Below are 21,968 nucleotides of genomic sequence, written 5' to 3' on the forward strand. Positions count from 1 at the left end.
TCAACGGTTCAACTGTGCGACAGCGGCCGGCGCGGCGGGTTCAGCTTTGGCCGGCAGGTCGGGGTTTTCCATGACCTGAAGAATAGAGGCTTCCGGGTCGAAGTCATCTTCTTCCAGTTCGATGAATTCTTCCGGCAGGAAGATATTCAGCACGATCGCACACAGCGCGCCGACGGTGATCGGCGATTCGAAGATGTTGCGCAGCGCCTGCGGCAGTTCGCGCAGCACTTCCGGCACGGCGGCAATGCCCAGGCCCATGCCGACGGAAATCGCCACGATCAGCATGTTGCGCCGATGCAGGCCGGCCTCGGCGAGGATCTTGATGCCGGCCACGGCCACGGTGCCGAACATCACCAGCTCTGCGCCGCCGAGCACCGGTTTCGGCATCAGTTGCAGCACCGCGCCGATCATCGGGAACAGCCCCAGCAGCACCAACAGGCCGGCGATGAAGAACGCCACGTAACGGCTGGCCACGCCAGTGAGCTGAATCACCCCGTTGTTCTGGGCGAAGGTCACCATCGGCATGCTGTTGAACACCGCCGCCATGGCCGAGTTGAGGCCATCGGCGAGCAGCCCGGACTTGATCCGGCGGATGTACAGCGGGCCTTTGACCGGCTGCCGGGAAATCATCGAGTTGGCGGTCAGGTCACCGGCCGCTTCCAGCGGCGATACCAGGAAAATCACCGCCACCGGCACGAACGCCACCCAGTCGAAGTTGAAGCCGTACTTGAACGGCACCGGCACGCTGACCACCGGCACTTCTGGCAGATTGGCGAAGTCCACCGTGCCCATCAGCCACGCCACCACGTAGCCGAGGGTCAGGCCGATGACGATTGCGCCCAACCGCAGGAACGGCACGTCCACCCGGTTCAACACCACGATGGTGCCCAGCACCAGCGCCGCCAGAAATACATGGCTGGCCGCGCCCAGATCCGCCGCGCCGAAACCGCCGGCAATGTCGGTCATCGCCACTTTGATCAGCGACAGGCCCATCAGGGTGATGATGGTGCCGGTCACCACCGGGGTGATCAGCATGCGCAATTTACCGATGAACTGGCTCAGCACCACTTCGATGAACGCGGCGAAGAAGCACACGCCGAAGATCGTCGACAGGATCTCATCGGTGCCGCCGCCCCGGGCCTTGACCATAAAGCCTGCACTGAGAATCACGCTGATAAAGGAAAAACTGGTGCCTTGCAGGCACAGCAGCCCCGAACCGACGGGGCCGAAGCGCTTGGCCTGAACGAAGGTACCGAGGCCCGAGACGAACAGCGCCATGCTGATCAGGTACGGGATTTCGCTTTGCAGGCCGAGGGCGCCGCCCATGATCAGGGTCGGGGTGATGATGCCGACGAAGCTGGCCAGCACGTGTTGCAGGGCGGCAAACACCGTTGCGGTGAAGTGCGGACGGTCGTTGAGGCCGTAGATCAGATCATTGTTGCGCGGGGCTTTTTCAGAGACGGTCATGGTGGTGTGCGTGCCGCAATGCGGGGCCGGGTCGGAAAATGGGTGCGCAGGATGCCGTAAGCGAGGGGCGAGGGCAACGCATGATCGTTCCCACGCTCTGCGTGGGAATGCAGCCGGGGACGCTCCGCGTTCCAAAAAATGATCAGGTTCGACCAAAGGCTGACAGCAGATCTTCTTCAAAAGCCTTCTGTGCATCGCCGGGCACCTGCGCCCGATGCCGGGCCAGATGAAACGCCACGTCAAAGCTCAACTCGCCTTCGCGCACCGGCCGCAGCAGGCCTTTGTCTTGCCACTGGCGGGCGTAATGGCTGGGCAGATAGCCGACGTGCTTGCCGGACAGAATGAAGGCGAGAGTGCCTTCGACCTGTTCCGAGCGCGCCGAGCAGACCTTGCCCTGAAACGGCTCGTCACTGCGCAGGAACCTGTAGGGGTGATCGACCCGGTCGCAGGCCTGCAACGCCCCATCATCGGGTGCCTCGTCGGTAAACAGCGGATGGCCGGGCGCGCAATACAGATGCTGGGTTTCGCTGAACAGCTCGCGGTAGTCGAACGCGCTCTGCACTTGGGAGAAGTAACCGATGGCCAGATCCAGCCGCTGTTGCAGCAGCAGGCGCTCCATTTCGCCGGGCATGGCGCTGATCAGCTCGATGCGTACCGATTCGTCCCGCTCGCGAAAGCGCCGGATCGCCTCGGCCACCCGTTGCAGCACCGATTGGTCGACCGCTTCCGACAGGCCCAAGCGCACTTCGCCGATCAGGCGTCCGGCGACGCCGTTGGATTGATGGCGGAAGGTTTCGATCGAATCAAACAGCGCCCGGGCGGCAATCAACAGTTGCTCGCCCTTGGGCGTCAGGCTGAAACCACCCTTGCCCCGGTTGCACACCCGATAGCCTAGGCGGGTTTCCAGCTTGGCCATTTGCTGACTGATACTCGACTGGCTGAGCCCCAGTTCACCTTGCGCAGCGCTGAAACCGTTGGATTCGACCACGCCGAGAAACAGCCGCAGCAGCTGAAGATCGACATCGTGGAGCTGACCGAGCATCACATTACTCCGGCATAAAGTCAGGTTAATAAACTTGATATTTCTCGAATGTATCCGACGGCGCATCCTGCCACCACTTCCTTCGGTCAGGTGTTCGTCATGGCTCCCGTCTTCAAGCTGTGTTTGCCCGCGTTGTTGCTTACCGTCTCCATCGCCGCCCAGGCCGAAGAGAAAACGCTCAATCTCTACAGCTGGGCCGATTACGTGGCGCCTGAAACCTTGCAGCGCTTCGAACAGGAAACCGGCATCCACGTGCGCTACGACACCTTCGATACCTCCGAGGTGCTGGAAACCAAACTGCTCACCGGCGGCAGCGGTTATGACGTGGTGGTGCCTTCGTCCAGCGTATTGGCCCGAGGTCTGGCCGCTGGAGCGCTCAAGGAAATTCCCCACGAAGGGCTCAAGGGTTACGCCAATCTCGATCCCGATCTGCTGGAAAAACTGGCGGCGGTCGATCCCGGCAACCGCTACGGCGTGCCGTACACCTGGGGCACGCTCGGGCTGGGCATGAACGTCGAAGCTGTGAAGCAGCGGCTGCCGGATGTGCCGCTCAACAGCCTCGATCTGCTGTTCAAGCCCGAATACGCCAGCAAGCTCAAGGATTGCGGGATCGCGATTCTCGATTCGCCGCAGGAAGTGATCGGCCTGGCGCTGCACTACCTCGGTAAAGATCCCTACAGCACCGACAAGACCGATCTGGCCGCCGCCGAAGCCTTGTTGCAGACGTTGCAGCCCTCGGTGCTGTACGTCGCCACCGGCCGACAGATCAATGATCTGGCCAACGACAGCGTCTGCCTGGCGCTGACCTACAACGGTGACGCGAGCATGGCGGCCGATCAGGCGCGCAAGGCCAACAAGCCGTTTGAGGTCGCTTACCGGATTCCCAAGGAAGGCACGCTGGTGTGGCAGGACAACCTCGCCATCCCCAAAGACGCGCCGCACCCCGAAGCCGCACGCACCTTCATTGAGTTCATGTTGCGCCCCGAATCCGTGGCGGCGCTGACCAACACGCTGTTTTTCGCCACCGCCAACCAGGCCGCCATGCCGCTGGTGGATGAAGTAGTGCGCAACGATCCGGACATTTACCCGAAACCCGACGTGCGCGAGCGGCTGTACGCCGACCGCAGCATGAACCTCAAGGACATGCGCCAGCGCACCCGCTTGTGGACCACTTTCCGCAGCCGCCAATAGCCTTCCATAACAACAGGAACACACCGATGGACGTGCCCATGCAAAACGATCAGGCCCTGACCCGTGACAGCCTTTATGGCACCGCTGCCGAAAGCACTTACGCCGGAATCACCAGTTTCATGCGCCGACGCTACAGCCGTGACTTGCGCGGCGTGGACGTGGCGGTCAGCGGTGTGCCGTTCGACACCGCCACCAGTAACCGTCCCGGCGCGCGTTTCGGGCCGCGCGGGATTCGTGCGGCATCCACCGGGATTGCCTGGGAACGGCACTGGCCATGGACGTTCGACCCGTTCGATCATCTGGCGGTGATCGACTACGGCGATTGCGACTTCGATTACGGCTCGCCGCACACCGTCCCGGAAAGCATCGAGGCCCACGCCGAGCACATTCTCGGTTCCGGCAGCGCGATGCTCACCTTCGGTGGCGACCACTTCATCAGCTATCCGCTGCTCAAGGCCCATGCGCGCAAGCACGGCACGTTGTCGCTGATTCACTTCGATGCCCACAGCGACACCTGGCCGGACGAGGGCGGCAAACGGGTCGATCACGGCACCATGTTCTGGCACGCGGCGCGGGAGGGGCTGGTGGATCCGGCGCGTTCGGTACAGATCGGTTTGCGCACCACCAATGACGATCATCAGGGCTTTCAGGTGCTGGACGCGCGGCAGGTGCATCGGCGGGGGTGCGAAGCGATCGTCGAGGCCATTCGGGCGCGAGTCGGGGACAACCCGGTGTACCTGACATTCGACATCGATTGCCTCGACCCGGCCTTTGCCCCGGGCACCGGCACCCCGGTGTGCGGCGGCCTGAGCACGGTGCAGGCGCTGGAGATCCTTGGCGGCCTGCGCGGGATCAATCTGGTGGGCATGGACGTGGTGGAAGTGGCGCCGGCCTATGACCATGCGGACGTAACATCGCTGGCAGCGGCAACCCTGGCGATGGAGATGCTGTGCCTGTACGCGGCCAGGCATAAAGTCGACGTGTGACCCTTTGAGCCTGGTGAAAGCTCCTGACAATTTCTGACACCAGGCTCTGCTAAGCTCCGGCAAATTTTCTGTCCAGAGCCTCACACCGTGTCGCGAACCACACGTCTACTGACCCTGCTGCAAGTGCTGCGCGGCAAGAAACGCCCGGTGACTGCGGCGACGCTGGCGTCCGAGCTGGAGATCTCCGAGCGCACCCTCTATCGCGACATCGCCGAATTGACCGCACTCGGCGCGCCGATCCATGGCGAGGCGGGCATCGGTTACGTGTTGCGCAGCGGTCTGTTTCTGCCGCCGTTGATGCTCAACGCCGACGAGACCGAAGCCATCGTGCTGGGCTTGCGCTATGTCGATCAGCGCGGTGACGAGGTGCTGAGCAAGGCGGCGGCGGATGCCTTGGCGAAGATCGCTGCGGTGCTGGACCCGCAGGCCCAGGAAGCGCTGCGCAATCCGACCGTCATGCCCGGGCCGCCAGGTTATGGCTTTCCGCAAAACGCGGTGCCATTGAACGTGTTCCGCCACGCGATCCGCGATCAGGCCAAGCTGCATATCGATTACGCCGATGCGCAGCAGGTGCAGAGCCAGCGATTGATCTGGCCGCTGGCGCTGGGCTTTCTCAACGAGGTGCGGATCATCGTCGCGTGGTGTGAATTGCGCGGCGCCTATCGCACCTTTCGCACCGACCGGATTGCCGCCGCCAGCCTGCAGGGCGAGCGCTATCCGGGGCGTCGCAGCGACCTGTTGCGCACCTGGCAGCGGCAGATGCAACTGGACGAAAACGGGCGCTTCACTCCTGACAGGAACTGACGCAGGGCTGTTCTAGGATGGCGACAGAACCCGAAAAAAGGAGCTGCACTCATGTTTCATCCCACCTCGATACTCGCCCCGGCCATCGTTGAGTACATCAACGCCGCCAATGCTCGCGATACGTCCCGGGTCGGCAGTTTTTTTGCCGAGGATGCCCATGTGTTCGATGAGGGCCATCATCAGGTCGGCCCGCAGGCCATCGCCGACTGGATGCAAGACACTGCTAAGCGCTATCAGCCACGGGTCGAAGTGCTCGGCGTCCAGCAGCGCACCGGCAAGGTGTTGGTGCAAGGGCTGATCTCCGGAACGTTCCCCGGCAGTCCGCTGGAGCTGCGCTACACGTTCCGGCTCAACGAACAGGGCAAAATCGCTCGGCTGGATATTTCCCTGTAGCCGTCGTGGCATACTGCCGCGCATGACTTTCGACTCCCCCCTGAGCGCCTGGCAGTACGCCGTCGACCACAAGGGCTTCATCCAGGATGAAGCCCAGGAACACGCAGTCTGGGCCTTGCAAAAATGCCATGAAGCCCTGCACGCCGGTGCCCGTTCGGTCACCGGCGTTTACCTGTGGGGTCCGGTCGGGCGCGGCAAGACCTGGCTGATGGACCAGTTTCATCAGAGCCTGCGGGTGCCGGCGCGGCGGCAGCACTTTCATCACTTCATGGGCTGGGTGCACCAGCGTTCCTTTCAACTGACCGGGATCGCCGATCCATTGCGGGCCCTGGCCCGGGAGCTGGCGGCCGAGGTGCGGGTGCTGTGTTTTGATGAGCTGTTCGTCAATGACATCGGTGACGCAATCATTCTCGGGCGCCTGTTTCAGGTGATGTTCGACGAAGGCGTGGTGGTGGTCTGCACCTCCAACCTGCCGCCGGATCAGCTGTATGCCGACGGCTTCAACCGCGATCGTTTCCTGCCGGCGATCACCGCGATCAAGCAGCACATGCAAGTGGTCGCGGTGAATGGCGCGCAAGATCACCGCTTGCATCCCGGCGCCATCGAGCAGCGTTACTGGGTTGCCGATGCGGGGGAGGGTAGCGCGCTGAGCCAGGTGTTCGACGCATTGACCACCGGGCAAACCGTCAGTGACGAAACAGTGCCGGTCGGTTACCGCGCCTTGAACGTGGTGCAGGCCAGTGATTCGGTGCTGTGGTGCCGTTACGCCGACCTGTGCGAGCAACCGTTCGCCGCCATGGATTTCATCGCGCTGTGCGACACCTACCGGGCTATCCTGCTGAGCGGGGTGCCGAACCTCAGCGCGAAAAAACGCGAGGGGCGGATTGCCCGTGGCACCGAGGACGGCGCGGAGCGGGTGGTGGCCGGCGATCGCGAACTGCCGCAACTGTCCGTGCACGACGACGGCGTGCGCCGCTTCATCGCGCTGGTCGACGAGTGCTACGACCGCAAGGTGCTGCTGTACATCGAGGCCGAAGTGCCGATGGACGCGCTGTACACCGAGGGCTATCTGGAATTCCCGTTCCGCCGGACCCTCAGCCGCTTGCAGGAGATGCAGCTGCAACGCTTCGCCGAAACCTGAAACACGGAGGCGCCACATGACTCAGCCCCTGTCCCACCACTTGCTGACCATGGCCTATCAGAATGCTTGGGCCAACCATCGACTGGCCAAGGCCTGGAGCCAGCTCGACGACACGGAGCTGGCAGCGCCACGGGTGAGTTTCTTCCCGAGCATCCGCCTGACCCTCAATCACATCCTCACCTGCGACGGGTTCTACGTCGACGCGCTGGAACGCGAGTTGCGCGGTGACGAGCCGCATCCCGATTGCTACGTGTTCTTCAATGCTGCCGAACCCTTCACCGAGACGCAGGCCTTGCGCCATGAACAGGCGCATGTCGACCGCCGCTTGATCGCTTACTGCGAGCAACTGCGCGATGCCGATCTGGGGCGCATCGTCACCATCGCCCGCGATACGCCGCAGCACGACAGCCGTCTGCGGATGATCTCGCACCTGTTCGAACACCAGATCCACCACCGTGGCCAGGTCCACGCGATGCTCAGCGGCACCTCGGTAAAACCGCCGCAGCTGGACGAGTTCTTCTGCGCCGGCGAGTCCGGTTTGCGAGCCGAGGATTTCGCCGAGCTGGGCTGGACCGAAGCGCTTATCTGGGGCCACTGAAAACGTCGGGTTGTCGCCGGGACCTGCCTCGCGCTAAGGTCGCTGAGCCTTTCAGTGCGTATCAAACGCGCCGGGGCCCCGTGCGATCGAGGAAGGAAATGGATTCCGCAGAAATTCTTGTGCTTCAAGCCAGTTACACCAACCCGGTGCATGCCGAGGCCATCGGTGTGGTGCTCAATCATTACGCCGAAGACCCGATGGGCGGCGGCCATCCGATTGCCCCTGAACTGTTGCAGCAACTGCCCGCCGAACTGGCCAAACGGCCCCACGCGTTCAGCGTACTGGCGTTCGTCGGCGGTGAGCCGGCGGGGTTGGTGAACTGCTTTGAAGGGTTTTCCACGTTTGCCTGCAAGCCGCTGGTCAATGTGCACGACGTGTCAGTGGTGACAAAGTTTCGCGGTCTGGGGCTGAGTCAGAAAATGCTGCGCAAGGTCGAGGACATTGCCCGTCAGCGTGGTTGCTGCAAGATCACCCTGGAAGTGCTTGAAGGCAACGCCGTGGCGCAGAATTCCTACGCCAAATTCGGTTTTGCGCCGGGCATGTTCGACCCCAGTCACGGGCGCATGCTGTTCTGGATCAAGGATCTGCCGGCATAAAAAAGGCGCCCGAAAAGGGCGCCCAACTGTCATCTGCGGGGCCAGAGCTGAGCCATCGCAGGTCCATCGGTAAAGCGTTCGCTCAAGGGCGATAGGACTCGGTGACCTGGGCGGTCTGGTCGTCCGGGACCTTGAGTTCGTTGGTCTTCGCCTCAGCCTGCTGGCTCTGTGCGGAATGAACCGGGAAGTTCGCCCAGTAATGCCTCATGCGCTCGGCGCCGCCTTCGGCGAATGCGCTGGCGGATGCGAGGGTGAGTAGACCGGCAAGGATTGCAGTCGTGGTTTTCATGGTGCCTCCTACGAAAAATGTCGGAGCCGTTCGTCCATGAATCTAAGCCTCGGGGCGCAGTGTCCGTCGAGGGCATTAACGAGAGGTTAACGCTCGTTCAGTGTAGGTTTTACCGGGTGTTTCCACGGCGTACCGGACGAACGCTGCACGCGCGAATGACGCGTGCAGGTCGTAAGGGAATGGGGTCAGAGTTTCCAGTCGAGGCTCAGCGTCACGGTACGCGGATCGCCCCAGAACACGCCGTTGTAGAAGCCGACGTTGTCGTAATACTTCTTGTCGAACAGGTTGTCGACGTTGAGGGACGCGGACAGGTGTTTGTCGAACTCGTAGCGCGACATCAATTTCACCACCGTGTAGGCGTCCTGACTGATTCGCGCACGCTCGGTGATGATCCGGCCATTGACATTGCGTCCGACCGGGCGATTGGCGTTGCCGTAGACGTCGCTTTGCCAGTTCACCGCGCCGCCCACGGTCAGGGCATTCCAGTTGCCTGGCAGGCGATAGGCCGTGGACAGGCGGAACAGGTTCAGCGGCTGATTGGTGTTGCTGCGCTGTTTCTCGCCGTTGACCGAGTGGGTGTAGGTGTAACCGGCGGTCATGTTCCAGCCGTCGAGGATCTCGCCCGAGACCTCGGCTTCGAAACCGTTGACCTTGTTGCCCTTGCCACCGGATTTGTAGAACTCCTCCAGAGTCACCGGATCCGGCGGAACCGAGTCATCCACTTCGGCCACGTTGTCCTGCTTGCTCCAGAAAATGGCGGTGGCGAGGTTCAGGCGCTCGTCCAGCAGGCTGCCCTTGAGCCCGAGTTCATAGTTGCTGCCGACGATCGGCTCGATGAACTTGCGATTGGCGTCGCGGTAGGTCTGCGGCTTGAAGATGTCGGTGTAGCTGACGTAAACGGTGTATTCGGGCGTCAGGTCGTTCAGCAGGCCGGCGTAGGGCGTCCACATGTCGTTGTGCTGCTGGCGGCTGGCATCGACGCTTTCCAGTTGCAGGTTGTCGTCGAAGGTGTTGGCGGTCTTCGATGCCTTCCAGCTGCCATATCGGGTACCGAGCACGGCGTGCAAGTCGTCCGTCAGGCTCAGGCGGGTGGCCAGGTAACCTGCTTTTTGCTCCGTGCTGTCCTTGGCGCTGGTGAGCCCGGTCACCGTGTCCGGGAATTTGGCGATGTCGCCCATGTACTTCCAGTCGCGGATGGTGCTGTAGTCGCGTGCAACGGCTCCGTCTACGGTATAGGGCGAGCTGGAGCTGCGTTCGGCTTCGCCATAACCGACCATCAACTGGTGTTCGCGACCCAGTAGCGAGTAAGGGCCGGACAGGTTGAAGTCGTACGCCTTCATGCGCTGCGGGCCGATCATGTGCGAGGTGTAGGCCGTCATGCCGCTGCGATCGGGCTCGGGGAAACCGGCGCCGGCGTAGTAGACCTTGCCGTCGGTGTCGCTTTTGCGGTGGGTGTAGGCGGCTTTCAGGTGCCAGTCGCCCGCCAGGGTCTGATCGAGGGTGGCGAACGCAGTCTTGTCGCGCAGCGGCCAGGAACTCCAGGACGTCGCCATGTTGGTCGAGCGCCCCAGGCTGGCCTTGCTGCCATCGGCATTCCAGTAGGGCAAAGTGCCCCACGAGGAGCCTTGCACCTGTTTGTCCTGATAGTCGTAGCCGACCGCCAGCACGGTAGAGTCGGTCAGGTCTGCTTCGAGGATGCCGTAGCCGACTTCCCGTTGCAGGGCGTATTTGTCGCGAAACGATCCCTGGTCGCGATAGGCCAGCACGCTGCGCCCGCGCAGGCGCCCGTCGAAGGCCAGCGGGCCGCCGACATCGACGTAACTGTAGTAATCGTCATAGCTGCCGCCGCTCGCACCGGCCTGAGCCTGCCATTGTGCGGTCGGGCGTTTGCGCACCATGTTGATGGTCGCCGACGGATCGCCTGCGCCCGTGGTCAGGCCGGTGGCGCCGCGCACGACTTCGATGCGGTCGTAGATGATGGTGTCCGAATCGGACTTCATGTACTGGAAGGTGTTGAGCATCCCGTCGATCTGGAAATTGTTGATCGAGTAGCCGCGGGACGAATAACTGACCCGATCCGAATCGTTGTGCTGCACCACGATGCCGGTGGTCTGGCTCATGGCCTCGGACAATGTACCGAGCTTGAAGTCATCCATCTGTTGACGGGTGACCACGGACACCGATTGCGGGGTTTCCTTGATCGACAGGTTCAACCGCGTAGCCGTGCTCATGGCGCCGGTGGTGTAGGCGTGGGTGTTTTCAGTGGTGTTGCCCAGGCCTTGGGCCGTGACACTTGTGGAGGCCAGCTCCAGGGCCGGCGCAGTGGCGGGCGATTGATGTTCTGTGTCGGTTTCAGCCAGCAGGTCCGGGCTCAATGCAACACTGCACAGGCCAAGGGTGAGGGTCATGGAACGGGTGATGGGCGCGAACATCGCAGCCGGCTCCTTGTCTTTGAGGGAAAAAATTCCGTTTGCTCAAAGACGAAGGCGAGCAGGGCGATTTAGTGTCAAACGAGAAATATTGTTATTTGCAGATGTTTCATCAGTATGAAGAAAGGGCCGTTTCCGGCCCTTTTCTGATTATTTCTGTACCACCTCTGTGACGCTGGCGGCGGGTTTTTTTGGCTTCATCAGGCTGAAGTCGATCAAGGCCCGCTGTTCGCGTTCGTAAGGGTTGCCGATCAGCAGCGGACGCGGCTTGAAGCTGGCGCTGACCAGGCTCTTGCTGCGATCCAGCTCATCGAAACTCAAACCGGCCAGGTCCGCCCAGGTGTGAATCAGGTGCGAGCTGCTGTAAGGGCGGCTCAGATCCCCGGCGAAGCTCCAGTCGTGGTTTTCACGCCACTTCGGCGACACCCAGGCCATGAACGGAATGGTGTACATCGGCGCCGTCGGCTTGTTTTCGTTGCGCCCCAGAGTGCCGTGGCCCACCGAGTCGAACACGTCTTCGCCGTGGTCGGAGAGGTACAGCAAAAAGCCGTTCGGATCGGATTTGGCGTAGTCCTTGATCAGGCTCGAGACCACGAAATCGTTGTACAACACCGCGTTGTCGTAGCTGTTGTAGGTCGGCACCTGATCGTCACGCACGCCGGCCGGAACACCGTTGCGGTCCTGGAACTTGTCGAAGCTCGGCGGATAGCGGTACTGGTAGCTCATGTGCGTACCGAGCAGGTGCACGACGATCAGCTTGCGCGGGGCCGCATCGGCCAGGGCCTTGTTGAACGGCTCGATCACGTCGCCGTCGTACTGCGCGGCGTTCTGGTTGCGGTTGTTGTTCAGGTACACCTGCTCGTCGGCCTGTTCGGAGAAGGTCGTGAGCATGGTGTTGCGCTTGGTCATGGTTTGCTGGTTGGTGATCCAGAAGGTCTTGTAGCCGGCCTGTTTCATCATGCTGACCAGCGACGGGGTGGACAGGTACAGGTCCGGGTTTTCTTCGTCGGCAAAGGTCAGCACCTGTTGCAGCGCTTCGATGGTGTACGGGCGCGGGGTGATGACGTTGTCGAAAATCGACAGCTGATCCTTGAGTTTGTCCAGTTCCGGCGTGGTTTTACGCGGGTAACCGTAAAGGCTCATGCGCTGGCGGTTGGTGGATTCGCCGATCACCAGCACCAGGGTCGCCGGCTGATTGGCGCCCGAGTCCTTGAGGTTTTTCAGCGGCGGGATCTTGCTCGCGCTGTGCAGCATGCCCTGCATGTCAGCCAGGGTTTCCTGATAGCGGTGATAAGCCACGGCCATCTGCCACGGCACGGCCGGCTCGATGCGGGTTTCGAATTTCTCGAAGCCCTGGGCGAAGCTGCCGGTGCGCATTGTCTGTTTGACCAGCGGATAACCGATCACGGCCACCAGGATTGCCATGGCGGCGACGAGTGCCCGACCACGGGGCAGGTGCACCGGACGCAGGCGGGTCCACAGAAAATACGCGAACGCGGTGTGCGCGAGGAACGCCGGAACCATCCACCAGGCAAAGTACTGGGTCATGTACTCGCCGGCTTCGGACACGTTCGACTCGAACATGATGAAGATCACGCTCTGGGAGAATTCCTGCTGGTAGATGAAGAAGTAACCCAGACTGGCCATCGAGCAGGCCCACAACACCACGCCGATCAGTGCGGCGAGCAGACGGGTGCGATTGGGGAACAACAACATCGGTGCGAGCCACACGGCGCTCATCACGAAGGCCTGGCGGAACCCGGTGAACCCTGAGGTGCCGGTCAACTGGATCAGCAGTTGGGTGATACCGGAGAAGTACCAGAAGAACACGAACAGCCAGATAAACCCGGCCCAGTCGAAACCTGTCGCAGTCGTATTGCTGCGTTTGAACACCGCCATTCAGCACTCCAGCTCAGTCGTCACATCCACCGCCGGGCGCCTCATGCAACCGGCGCATGAACCCGACGAACGGCGGCCATGCGCAGACACGCACGGCCAGAATGCGCCGGAGTATCAACACACCAGTGTGAAAACTTTGTTAGTTGCCGAACAGGGCGGGAGGTGCAGCCTGTCGGGAACGGCGATGGCCGCTCCCGAAGCGGGCGGGGAGATCAGGCGTGGGGCGAACGCTGCACGCGCGGCAAGGGCTGTGACTCGGCGCCCTGGGTCAGCAGGCGCAATTGTGCGAGTTCCTGCTTGAGCTGATCGCGTTCGTCTTTCAACTGACGCAGTTCGTCACGACGGATGGTGACGTACAGGGTTTGTGGCGGCATTGCTGTATGTACTGTGCCCATTGCTCACCTCGCAAATGGCGTGTCTCAACTGCAGATCAGCTCCGTTTTCGAGCCTTGATCTGCTATCGGCGCCGATTTTGATTTCTTTTGCTCGCGAATGGAACTTTTTTATTTTTCATGGTCGTTGTGTCTTCGGCACGTTTCCAGACGTTATCAGTCTGGATCGGGCACAATGCACGGAAACTTCAACCCGACGCTCTGGACTAACCTCCATTAGTCGCGTTGGGCTATACCTTTGACACACTTTTATTTGTAGTAAGGAGCATCAGCACATGCAACTCGGGATTATTGGACTGGGCCGCATGGGCGGCAATATTGCGCGACGTCTGATGCTCAACGGTCACACCACCGTTGTTTACGACCGCAATACCGCCTTTGTCGACACCCTGGCCGCCGAGGGCTCTACCGGCGTCGCCGACCTGCCTGCACTGGTCGCAGGCCTGGCCAAGCCGCGTGCGGTATGGGTCATGCTGCCGGCCGGCGCACCGACTGAAGACACCATCGAAGCCCTGAGCCATCTGCTCGAGGCGGGCGACACCATCATCGATGGCGGCAACACCAACTATAAAGATGACATCCGCCGGGCCAAAACCCTGGCCGAGAAGGGCCTGCACTACATCGACGTCGGCACTTCCGGCGGCGTCTGGGGCCTGGAGCGCGGCTACTGCATGATGATCGGCGGCGATGCCGAGACCGTTAAGCGTCTGGACCCGCTGTTCGCCGCGCTGGCGCCGGGCATGGGCGACATCCCGCGCACCAAGGACCGCAAGTCCGATGATCACCGTGCCGAGCACGGCTACATCCACGCCGGTCCCGCCGGTGCCGGTCACTTCGTCAAGATGATTCACAACGGGATCGAGTACGGCATGATGGCCGCCTTCGCCGAAGGCTTCGACATTCTCAAGACCAAGTCCAGCGAGCGCCTGCCGGAAGATCAGCGTTTCGACCTGAACGTAGCCGACATCGCCGAAGTCTGGCGTCGTGGCAGCGTGGTGTCGTCCTGGCTGCTGGACCTGACCGCCGATGCGCTGGCCAGCGACCCGAAACTCGACGGCTTCTCGGGCTCCGTGGCGGACAGCGGCGAAGGCCAGTGGACCATTGAAGCGGCCATGGAACAAGCGGTGCCGGTACCGGTGTTGTCCAACTCGCTGTTCTCGCGCTACCGCTCCCGCGGCCAGGGTACGTTCGGCGACAAGATTCTTTCGGCCCAGCGCTTCGGCTTCGGCGGCCATGTGGAGACTGCGAAGAAATGACCCATACGATCCGCAGGAAATCCAAGGCAGAACCCGCACCACCGACCACGCTGTTTCTGTTCGGCGCCCACGGTGATCTGGTCAAGCGCCTGCTCATGCCGGCGCTGTACAACCTGAGTCGCGACGGCCTGCTGGATGATGGCTTGCGGATCGTTGGCGTTGACCACAACGCCATTACCGATGAAGCCTTCGCGCAGAAGCTCGAAGACTTCATCCGCACCGAAGTGGCAGCCAAGGTCGGCAAGGGCGATCAGATGCTTGATCCGGCCTTGTGGGCCAAGCTCGCCAAAGGCATCAGCTACGTCCAGGGCGATTTCCTGGACGAAAGCACTTATTCAGCCCTGGCGGCGAAAATCGCCGACAGCGGCACTGGCAATGCGGTGTTCTACCTGGCCACCGCGCCACGTTTCTTCAGCGAAGTGGTACGTCGTCTCGGCAGCGCCGGGTTGCTCGAAGAAACCCCGCAAGCCTTCAGAAGGGTGGTGATCGAAAAACCGTTCGGCTCCGACCTGCAAACCGCCGAGGCGTTGAACGCCTGCCTGCTCAAGGTCATGTCGGAAAAGCAGATCTACCGGATCGATCACTATCTGGGCAAGGAAACCGTGCAGAACATTCTGGTCAGCCGGTTCTCCAACAGCCTGTTCGAAGCCTTCTGGAACAACCACTACATCGACCATGTGCAGATCACCGCTGCCGAAACCGTCGGCGTTGAAACCCGTGGCAGTTTCTACGAACACACGGGCGCCCTGCGGGACATGGTGCCCAACCACCTGTTTCAGTTGCTGGCCATGGTGGCGATGGAGCCGCCGGCCGCGTTCGGCGCCGATGCGGTGCGGGGCGAGAAGGCCAAGGTAGTCGGCGCGATCCGCCCCTGGACCACCGAGGAAGCGCGAGAAAACTCGGTTCGCGGCCAATACGGCGCCGGCGAAGTCGCTGGCAAACCGGTCGCCGGTTATCGCGATGAAAACAACGTCTCCCCCGAAAGCACCACGGAAACCTACGTGGCGCTGAAAGTGATGATCGACAACTGGCGCTGGGTCGGCGTGCCGTTCTACCTGCGCACTGGCAAGCGCATGAGTGTACGCGACACCGAAATCGTCATCTGCTTCAAACCGGCGCCGTATGCGCAGTTCCGGGATACCGAGGTCGACGAATTGCAGCCGACCTACCTGCGTATCCAGATCCAGCCCAACGAAGGCATGTGGTTCGACCTGCTGGCCAAACGGCCGGGGCCGGCGCTGAACATGGCCAACATCGAGCTGGGCTTCGCCTACAAGGACTTCTTCGAAATGCAGCCGTCCACCGGCTACGAAACCCTGATCTACGACTGCCTGACCGGTGATCAGACGCTGTTCCAGCGCGCTGACAACATCGAGAACGGCTGGCGTGCGGTGCAACCGTTCCTCGACGCCTGGCAACAGGATGCGAGTGTGCAGAGTTATGCCGCCGGCGAAGACGGGCCGAAAGCTGCCGATGACCTGCTGACTCGCGATGGTCGCGTCTGGCATGGTCTCGGATGAGCGAGCCGATCCGTTTTCTGTTGAGCGACATGGACGGCACGCTGTTGCTGCCCGATCACAGCTTGAGTCAGCGCGTCATCGACGCGGTTCGTTCGCTGCGTGAAGCGGGCGTGCTGTTCAGCCTTGCCACGGGGCGTCCGCCCAAAGCCATGCTGCAACAGATCGAAGCCCTGGGCGTCGATCTGCCGACGGCGGCGTTCAACGGCGGCACCATCGTCAATCCGGACGGCAGCATTCTGGTTGCTCATTACCTGCCGGCCACGGCAGCACTGACTGCACTGGCGCTGTTCGCCGATCAGCCGGACGTCGAGATCTGGGTGTTCAGCGGCGGCGACTGGCTGCTCAAGGATCCGCACGGGCCGATGGTGCCGCGCGAGCAGCACGGGCTCGGCTATCCGCCGGTGGTGGTGGAGAGCTTCGAGCCGTATCTGGAGCGTATCGACAAGATCGTGGCGACCAGCCACAACACCGACCTGCTGATCGAACTGGAGGCACAGTTGTTGCCGAAGGTCGAAGGGCGGGCACAGGTGTCGCGCTCGCAACCGGTGTACCTCGACGTGACGGCGCTCGAGGCCAACAAGGGCTCGGCGCTGGTCACGCTGGCTGAACACCTGGGCGTGCCGCTGGCGCAGACGGCGGCGATCGGCGATGGTGGCAATGATCCGGCGATGTTCCATGTTGCCGGTCTGTCGATCGTCATGGGCCAGGCAGAGGACGCGGTGAAGCGTCAGGCCGATGTGGTCACCGGGCCGAACACTGAGGACGGGGTGGCGCAGGCCATCGAGAAATACATTTTGCCGCGCTGATTCATGCATAAAAAAACGGGAGCCCCAGGGCTCCCGTCGTTGTTTCTACAGCCAGTAACTCACGGCGTACCAGCCGAGCAATCCCATCACCACGGTGTAAGGCAACGCCATCCACACCATCCGCCCGTACGACAACCGCACCAGCGGCGCAATCGCCGACGTCAGCAGAAACAGAAACGCCGCCTGGCCATTGGGTGTTGCCACACTCGGCAGGTTGGTGCCGGTGTTGATTGCAATCGCCAGCGTCTCGAAATGCTCGCGGCTCATGTTGCCGGACAGGAACGCCTGTTTCACTTCGGTGATGTAAATCGTGGCGACGAACACGTTGTCACTGATCGCCGACAGCAGGCCGTTGGCGATGAACAGCATCCCCGGCTGCTGATCGGCCGACAGTGCCAGCACCCACTGAATCAGTGGCGCAAACAGTTGCCGGTCGTGAATTATCGCCACCACGGCGAAGAACACCACCAGCAGCGCGGTGAATGGCATGGCTTCCTTGAATGCGTTGCCCAACCGGTGTTCGTCGGTGATCCCGGTGAAGGCGGTGATCAACACGATCACCATCAGGCCGATCAGGCCGACTTCCGCGATGTGGAAGGCCAGCCCGGCAACAAGGATCAGCGCAGCGCAACCTTGCACCAGCAGGGCGGCGCGTTGGCGCTGCGTGCGCTCGGCGTTGTCTTCGGCGGCGTAGTTGGCCAGCACGGCACGTACGTTATCCGGCAGCCGTGTGCCGTAGCCGAACCAGCGCAGTTTCTCCAGCAACAGGCAGGTCACCAGTCCCGCGACCAGGACCGGCAGGGAAACCGGTGCGACCTTCAGGAAGAACTCGGCAAAGTGCCAACCCATTTCGTGGCCGATCAACAGGTTCTGCGGTTCGCCAACCAGCGTACAGACCCCGCCCAACGCGGTGCCGACGGCGCCATGCATCAACAGACTGCGCAGGAAGGCGCGAAACTGTTCGAGGTCCTCGTGATGCAGCTGGGGCAGATGCCGGTCATCGCTGAATTCGCTGTCCTGGCGCGGATCGTTGCCGGAAGCCACTCGGTGGTAAACCGAATAAAAGCCGACGGCGGCGCTGATGATCACAGCGGTGACGGTCAGCGCGTCGAGAAACGCCGAGAGAAACGCCGATAAAAAACAGAACATCAGGGCCAGCAATCCCTTTGATCGCACGCCCAGCAACAGGCGCGAGAACAGGAACAACAGCAGGTCTTTCATGAAATAGATGCCGGCGACCATGAACATCAGCAGCAGAATCACCGGGAAGTTGTGCTGCAGCTCTTCATACAGTGCCTGAGGCGTGGTCATTTTCAGCAGCAGTGCTTCGATCAGCAGCAAGCCACCGGGCATCAGCGGGTAGCACTTGAGCGCCATGGCCAGGGTGAAAATGAACTCGATCACCAGCAACCAGCCAGCGGCGACCGGGCCGACAGTCCACAGCACCAGCGCATTGAGCATCAGAAACCCGACGATGCACGCCTTGTACCAGCGGGGCGAATACCCGAGAAAGTTGTGCGCGAACGCTTGGGCCATCGAACCGGACATCGGTTGCTCCTTATATTAAGAAGCGCGCAAATTGCCGTAAGCGATGGGCAAGATCAAGTGCAGTTGGATTCGCATCAGTGATTCAGATACCGCGCGACTAATGCACGGTAGTTGCCATCCAGCGAATAGCCGCCTACCAGAATCCGGTTGTCAGGCTGCATCGCCACTGAAGTGGCGGTATCGAGGCTGCGCCCCAGTCGCGTGCGCAACCAGCCATTACCGGAACCGAAGCTTCGATCAAGGCTGCCGTTGACCCCATAGCGGGCGACGATGAAATCGGCTTCAACACCGCCGATTGTCGCCCCGACTGCAACGATGCGCCCATCCGCCATTGCCTGTGCGGCGTTCCACTGGCAACCGCTGGGGCCGATGTCCAGCAGATGCGGCTGTCCGCCGTTGCAGTGCAGATCAGGGCGACCATTGCCATGGACAAATGAAGCCATGCATCGAATCGGATCGCGGCTGCTGCCAAAACAATGCAAATGCTCCGCCGATTCGATGACCTGATTGACCAGTGCACTGTGCCCCTGGACTTTGAAGGCCATGAAGCCGTCTACCGCAAAACGTTCATCGAGCTTGCCGTCCGGCAGGTAGCGGGCGAGCAGGCCTTCCTGCGGGAAATCGATGGAACCGGCGACCACGATTCTTCCGTCTGCTTGCAGCAGCACGCTGCCGAGCCAGGTATTGAGCAACAAGTGGCGAACCATGACGAAACCGCGACCGTTGAAGGATGAGTCGAGGCTGCCATCGGGTTTGAGGCGGATCAGCATGCCGACGTGATCGGCCAGTTCGAAGTGATGGTTGGCGATCAGCAGGATATGCCCGTCGGGTTGCACTGCGAAATCGCAGGCTTCGGCGCCCGGAACCCCAGGCGGTAGCCAGGCGTCGCGGGTGCCCATGGAAAGGTCGCCAGGCAGGCGGACAATTTGCCGGCCGTTGTCGCCGAAGCTCGGGTCAGGTCGGCCCTGAGCATCGAACAGGGCCAGGGCGGGCAGGGTGCGATGTTCTGATTCGTAGTGCAGGCCCGCCAGCAGAATCCGCCCGTCGGGCAAGACTTGCACCTTGCTGCCGGTGGCTTCAAAACCGGCGGCGAACCGGTCAATCACGCTGCCTTGAGTGCCGAACCCCAGATCAGCCGAGCCGTCCTCAAGCAGTCGAGCCAGCCCGAAACGGCTGCCGTGAGCCGTCCCCACCTTGGCGGCGACCAGAATCCGACCTTGCGCATCGAGTGCCACGCTTTGGGTCAGGCTGGATGTACTGCCGGCGAAGTAAACCTGCGCCACGCCGCTGCTGGAAAAGGTCTTGTCGAGTTGTCCGGTGTTCGCTAGCGTCTGGAGCGCGATAGCGGTCTGGCTTGACATGCATGCATCTCCTTGCGAGTCGACCGATGTCCGGGAGGTGGAACGGGAAACTGCATGAGCGACACATTCAATCCCTGAATTCGCACAAGTACAACTGACAGAAATAACAGGTGGAGGGTCGTACTGTGCCAGAACAGTGTCTTTTTGAACCAGTCGCAAGCCTGCCAAGTATTCAGGCGCGAAAGTATTGAGGAAGGTTTTACAGAAAGACTGAAGTTGGAAATAGATTCGCAACTAGCAGAAGAGGGCGGATGACTTGAACGTCATCCGCATTACCCACAAATATCAGTGTGGCATCGACCAGGATTGCAACGCATAGCCTTCTTCGCTTAGTTCGGCGCGGGCCTGTTGCAGCAGGTGTTCAAGTTGCGCCGGATCGGAGTAGGCGCTGCTCGGGATGTGGGTGCGACCAATGTGGGAGTTGGTGCGGTCAATCACTGTGAGGCAGAGTTCACCGTTGCCATCTTGTGGGGCCCAGGCGACGCATTGAAAAGGTTTAAATGCGCGGTTGGCAATCAAAAGAGCTTCGTTGATACGGAGCGGGGCGGTCATGGGGTCTTCTCTCTTTAGTGCCCAATCAAGTGATGTGCCGTCGGTTGGGCTTACCGTTCGGCGAGTTACTTGTACTGATGCACGCAACCCGTTGGCAGGTCACACGGATTTTGAAGAAATTTCGACTTTCTTTCATGCGCTCAAATAAAGGGACCGGTTTTGAAAGCCTGGCGAAAGAATCAAGTCGATAGCTAACTAATAAAGTCGCTTCTTATAACTGCTTCACTTGTACACCTATAAGCAATCGATACAAGACGCCGTCAAATTCTTGCTAACGTAACAGTCAGGTCTGCCAAATGACTGTTTTTACGATCATTTCTTAAAATTTGGCGCCAAGGAACAGTCATGAACGAAGCGCCTGCATTACGACGTTTACTGGTCGTCGACCCGTGCGACGACTGCCACCGATTATTGCCGGGTCTGCGTGCCGTGGGTTGGGACGTCGACAGTTGCAGCCTGGAAAATGCCGCCGACCGAAGTTGTGATGTCGGCCTGTTGCGTTTACAGCCTTTTCACCTGGAACGTCCCGAAGCCGTCAAAGAGCTGATCAGCCGCAGTGGCACCGAATGGATCGCCGTGCTGAATCAGGAAGTGCTGCGTTTGCAGAACGTCGGCGACTTCGTCTGCGAATGGTTTTTCGATTTCCATACCTTGCCATTCGACGTCTCCCGGGTGCAGGTCACCCTCGGTCGCGCGTTCGGCATGGCGCGCCTGCGCGGTCAGGGCACGATTCACGTCGACCAGCCGGAACACGAGCTGCTGGGCGACAGCAAGCCGATCCGCGAACTGCGCAAACTGCTGAGTAAACTGGCCCCCACCGAGTCGCCGGTTTTGATCCGCGGCGAAAGCGGTACTGGCAAGGAACTGGTCGCCCGCACCCTGCACCGGCAGTCGCAACGCCACAGCAAGCCTTTTGTGGCGATCAACTGCGGGGCAATTCCCGAACACTTGATCCAGTCGGAACTGTTCGGCCACGAGAAAGGCGCGTTCACCGGCGCCCATCAGCGCAAGGTCGGACGTATCGAAGCGGCCAACGGCGGCACCTTGTTTCTCGATGAAATCGGCGATCTGCCGCTGGAGCTGCAAGCCAATCTGCTGCGTTTTCTTCAGGAAAAACACATTGAACGGGTCGGTGGCAGTCAACCGATCCCGGTCGATGTGCGGGTGTTGGCGGCGACTCACGTTGATCTCGAAGCCGCCATCGAGAAGAAGCGCTTTCGCGAAGACTTGTACTACCGGCTCAATGTGCTGCAGGTGGTGACCGCGCCGTTACGCGAGCGCCACGGCGACCTGTCGATGCTGGCCAACCATTTTTCCCATTTCTACAGCCACGAAACCGGCCGTCGTCCGCGCAGTTTCAGTGAAGATGCGCTGATCGCCATGGGTAAACACGACTGGCCGGGCAATGTCCGTGAACTGGCCAACCGTGTGCGTCGAGGGCTGGTGCTGGCCGAAGGGCGGCAGATCGAGGCCCGTGATCTGGGGTTGATCAGCCAGCAGTCGATCGCCGCTCCAATGGGCACCCTTGAAGACTACAAGACCCGCGCCGAACGCCAGGCGTTGTGTGATGTGTTGAACCGGCACAGCGACAATCTCAGCGTTGCTGCCAAAGTGCTCGGGGTTTCCCGGCCGACTTTCTATCGTTTGCTGCACAAGCACCAGATCCGCTAGGGCGCGGCGCTTCCCGAGACCGGGAAG

General features: G+C 61.2%; 20 protein-coding genes. 11 read left to right on the top strand and 9 right to left on the bottom strand.

Annotated elements, in window-relative coordinates:
• Both L6D81_RS07270 and L6D81_RS07275 read right to left on the bottom strand, forming a co-directional pair.
• Entirely contained in the window at positions 1 to 1,467 is a 1,467-nt protein-coding gene (locus tag L6D81_RS07270; protein WP_085667096.1) for a nucleobase:cation symporter-2 family protein, read from the bottom strand.
• 142 nt (positions 1,468 to 1,609) lie between these two features.
• Positions 1,610 to 2,509: a LysR family transcriptional regulator gene (locus tag L6D81_RS07275; RefSeq protein WP_236178488.1), complete on the bottom strand. Its 900-nt coding sequence runs from the start codon at positions 2,507 to 2,509 to the stop codon at positions 1,610 to 1,612.
• A 99-nt stretch (positions 2,510 to 2,608) separates the two neighbouring features.
• Here L6D81_RS07275 and L6D81_RS07280 point away from each other — a divergent pair, with 99 nt between their 5' ends.
• The 7 genes from L6D81_RS07280 to L6D81_RS07310 all read left to right on the top strand — a co-directional run bounded on the left by L6D81_RS07280 (position 2,609) and on the right by L6D81_RS07310 (position 8,218).
• Positions 2,609 to 3,700, top strand: a complete 1,092-nt coding sequence (locus L6D81_RS07280) for a polyamine ABC transporter substrate-binding protein (protein ID WP_236178489.1) — start codon at positions 2,609 to 2,611, stop codon at positions 3,698 to 3,700.
• 26 nt (positions 3,701 to 3,726) lie between these two features.
• Complete coding sequence (gene speB / locus L6D81_RS07285) at positions 3,727 to 4,686, top strand: agmatinase (RefSeq protein ID WP_236178490.1); 960 nt, start codon at positions 3,727 to 3,729, stop codon at positions 4,684 to 4,686.
• 87 nt (positions 4,687 to 4,773) lie between these two features.
• Positions 4,774 to 5,490 (top strand): helix-turn-helix transcriptional regulator, encoded by a 717-nt coding sequence (locus tag L6D81_RS07290; protein WP_115077845.1) that lies wholly within the window; start codon positions 4,774 to 4,776, stop codon positions 5,488 to 5,490.
• A gap of 51 nt (positions 5,491 to 5,541) precedes the next feature.
• The gene (locus L6D81_RS07295; protein WP_236178491.1) at positions 5,542 to 5,883 is read left to right on the top strand and encodes a nuclear transport factor 2 family protein; all 342 of its coding nucleotides are present in this window, start codon (positions 5,542 to 5,544) and stop codon (positions 5,881 to 5,883) included.
• 22 nt (positions 5,884 to 5,905) lie between these two features.
• A complete protein-coding gene (gene zapE, locus L6D81_RS07300) occupies positions 5,906 to 7,024 on the top strand; it encodes a cell division protein ZapE (protein WP_236178492.1) in 1,119 nt (372 codons plus the stop codon).
• Between the two features lie 16 nt (positions 7,025 to 7,040).
• On the top strand, positions 7,041 to 7,622 hold the full coding sequence (locus tag L6D81_RS07305) for a DinB family protein (protein WP_236178493.1): 582 nt from the start codon (positions 7,041 to 7,043) through the stop codon (positions 7,620 to 7,622).
• Positions 7,623 to 7,720: 98 nt separating this feature from the next.
• Positions 7,721 to 8,218, top strand: coding sequence for a GNAT family N-acetyltransferase (locus L6D81_RS07310; RefSeq protein ID WP_236178494.1), 498 nt, complete (start codon positions 7,721 to 7,723; stop codon positions 8,216 to 8,218).
• Positions 8,219 to 8,300: 82 nt separating this feature from the next.
• Here L6D81_RS07310 and L6D81_RS07315 read toward each other — a convergent pair whose 3' ends face one another.
• From L6D81_RS07315 to L6D81_RS07330, 4 genes are all read right to left on the bottom strand, one after another.
• Entirely contained in the window at positions 8,301 to 8,507 is a 207-nt protein-coding gene (locus tag L6D81_RS07315; protein ID WP_085603949.1) for a hypothetical protein, read from the bottom strand.
• Between the two features lie 185 nt (positions 8,508 to 8,692).
• Positions 8,693 to 10,939 (bottom strand): TonB-dependent siderophore receptor, encoded by a 2,247-nt coding sequence (locus tag L6D81_RS07320; RefSeq protein WP_236178495.1) that lies wholly within the window; start codon positions 10,937 to 10,939, stop codon positions 8,693 to 8,695.
• Between the two features lie 147 nt (positions 10,940 to 11,086).
• Positions 11,087 to 12,835 (bottom strand): phosphoethanolamine transferase CptA, encoded by a 1,749-nt coding sequence (locus L6D81_RS07325; protein WP_236178496.1) that lies wholly within the window; start codon positions 12,833 to 12,835, stop codon positions 11,087 to 11,089.
• A 212-nt stretch (positions 12,836 to 13,047) separates the two neighbouring features.
• Positions 13,048 to 13,230, bottom strand: a complete 183-nt coding sequence (locus L6D81_RS07330; RefSeq protein ID WP_236178497.1) for a DUF6026 family protein — start codon at positions 13,228 to 13,230, stop codon at positions 13,048 to 13,050.
• 272 nt (positions 13,231 to 13,502) lie between these two features.
• Here L6D81_RS07330 and gnd point away from each other — a divergent pair, with 272 nt between their 5' ends.
• Genes gnd through L6D81_RS07345 form a run of 3 tightly spaced genes read left to right on the top strand, consistent with a single transcriptional unit; the run spans position 13,503 to position 16,809 of the window.
• Positions 13,503 to 14,483: a phosphogluconate dehydrogenase (NAD(+)-dependent, decarboxylating) gene (gene gnd, locus L6D81_RS07335; RefSeq protein ID WP_236178498.1), complete on the top strand. Its 981-nt coding sequence runs from the start codon at positions 13,503 to 13,505 to the stop codon at positions 14,481 to 14,483.
• The gene (gene zwf / locus L6D81_RS07340; RefSeq protein ID WP_236178499.1) at positions 14,480 to 16,003 is read left to right on the top strand and encodes a glucose-6-phosphate dehydrogenase; all 1,524 of its coding nucleotides are present in this window, start codon (positions 14,480 to 14,482) and stop codon (positions 16,001 to 16,003) included. Before gnd ends, zwf begins: the two co-directional genes overlap by 4 nt.
• Entirely contained in the window at positions 16,000 to 16,809 is an 810-nt protein-coding gene (locus L6D81_RS07345; RefSeq protein WP_236178500.1) for an HAD family hydrolase, read from the top strand. The genes zwf and L6D81_RS07345 overlap by 4 nt, the downstream gene beginning before the upstream one ends.
• A gap of 45 nt (positions 16,810 to 16,854) precedes the next feature.
• Here the strand turns inward: L6D81_RS07345 and nhaB are convergent, their stop codons facing one another.
• The 3 genes from nhaB to L6D81_RS07360 form a co-directional block, all read right to left on the bottom strand.
• The gene (gene nhaB / locus L6D81_RS07350) at positions 16,855 to 18,357 is read right to left on the bottom strand and encodes a sodium/proton antiporter NhaB (RefSeq protein WP_236178501.1); all 1,503 of its coding nucleotides are present in this window, start codon (positions 18,355 to 18,357) and stop codon (positions 16,855 to 16,857) included.
• Between the two features lie 74 nt (positions 18,358 to 18,431).
• Positions 18,432 to 19,718 (bottom strand): delta-60 repeat domain-containing protein, encoded by a 1,287-nt coding sequence (locus L6D81_RS07355; protein WP_236178502.1) that lies wholly within the window; start codon positions 19,716 to 19,718, stop codon positions 18,432 to 18,434.
• A 285-nt stretch (positions 19,719 to 20,003) separates the two neighbouring features.
• On the bottom strand, positions 20,004 to 20,270 hold the full coding sequence (locus tag L6D81_RS07360) for a hypothetical protein (protein WP_236178503.1): 267 nt from the start codon (positions 20,268 to 20,270) through the stop codon (positions 20,004 to 20,006).
• Positions 20,271 to 20,615: 345 nt separating this feature from the next.
• On the opposite strand from L6D81_RS07360, the gene L6D81_RS07365 reads away from it, so the two are divergent.
• Entirely contained in the window at positions 20,616 to 21,941 is a 1,326-nt protein-coding gene (locus L6D81_RS07365; protein ID WP_039768186.1) for a sigma-54 dependent transcriptional regulator, read from the top strand.
• Positions 21,942 to 21,968: the final 27 nt, after the last annotated feature.

The sequence above is a fragment of the Pseudomonas sputi genome (assembly GCF_021603585.1).
GTDB classification, from domain to species: domain Bacteria; phylum Pseudomonadota; class Gammaproteobacteria; order Pseudomonadales; family Pseudomonadaceae; genus Aquipseudomonas; species Aquipseudomonas sputi.